This is a genomic window from Neobacillus rhizosphaerae (assembly GCF_937468385.1).
Lineage (GTDB): Bacteria > Bacillota > Bacilli > Bacillales > Cytobacillaceae > Neobacillus > Neobacillus rhizosphaerae.
In genome coordinates this window covers 1-916 of the sequence record NZ_CALBWS010000073.1, presented here as the reverse complement: position 1 = coordinate 916, position 916 = coordinate 1, and the positions used below count along the sequence as shown (strand labels likewise).

At 35.7% G+C, this 916-nt stretch carries 2 protein-coding genes; both read left to right on the top strand.

The features are described from left to right. Nucleotides 1-578, top strand: a 578-nt coding sequence (locus tag M5A78_RS24590; protein WP_248737891.1) for a helix-turn-helix domain-containing protein, incomplete at its 5' end; no start/stop codon positions are given. Between the two features lie 29 nt (nt 579-607). Then, nucleotides 608-916 (top strand): IS3 family transposase (locus tag M5A78_RS24585; protein WP_248737890.1); only part of this gene is annotated, 309 nt, incomplete at its 3' end.

Genomic DNA, 916 nt, shown 5'->3' with positions numbered 1-916 from the left:
TGAACTGCCCCGTAAATGTTAGACACCAATCTGACGTTTACGGGGGTTTTTTTATGGCCAAATTTACAGCAGAAGATAGAATACAGATTGTTTTACGGTATGTAAATGGGAACGAAGCTATGAATGAAATTGCTCAGGAGGCAAAGGTATCTCTTAGTATTGTGAGTGGATGGATTCGACTTTACGAACAACAAGGTATTGAAGCTTTTCAAAAAAAATATACAAGTTACTCCCTACAGTTTAAAATGGATGTACTGAATTATATGAACGAAACGGGTACATCATCTTACGATGCAGCGGCCATATTTAATATTTCATCTCCTAGATTGATTCGAAATTGGCGAAGTAAATTTGAACAAGGTGGAATTGGTGCCCTAGAACAGAAGAAAAAGGGGCGACCACCAATGAAAAAGGAAACAAAGAAAATTGATTCAAAAAAAACAATACCTGCAGAAGGGTCAGTCGAAGCACTGCAAAAGAAAATTGAACTTTTAGAAATGGAAAATGCATATCTAAAAAAGTTGAATGCTTTAGTTCAATTGCAGGAAAAATTACAAACAAAATCAAAGCGCAAGTAATTTTTGAACTAAAGGATAAATATGAGGTCGTGGACTTAGTTGAAGTCGCTGACATTCCACGTAGTACGTATTATTATTGGGAAAAGCGATTAAATCAATCTGATAAATATGCCGAAGTAAAAGAAGCTATCAAAGAGATTTTTCATGAACATAAAGGTCGCTATGGGTACCGTCGTATAGCGAAAGAACTAGAGAAAAAAGGATTCCATCATGATCCTAAAACCATCAATCGTTTAATGAATGAAATGGGCTTAAAATGTTTGGTACGCATGAAGAAGTATCGTTCTTACAAAGGCAATGTAGGCAATACCGCTCCAAACATATTAAATCGCGATTTC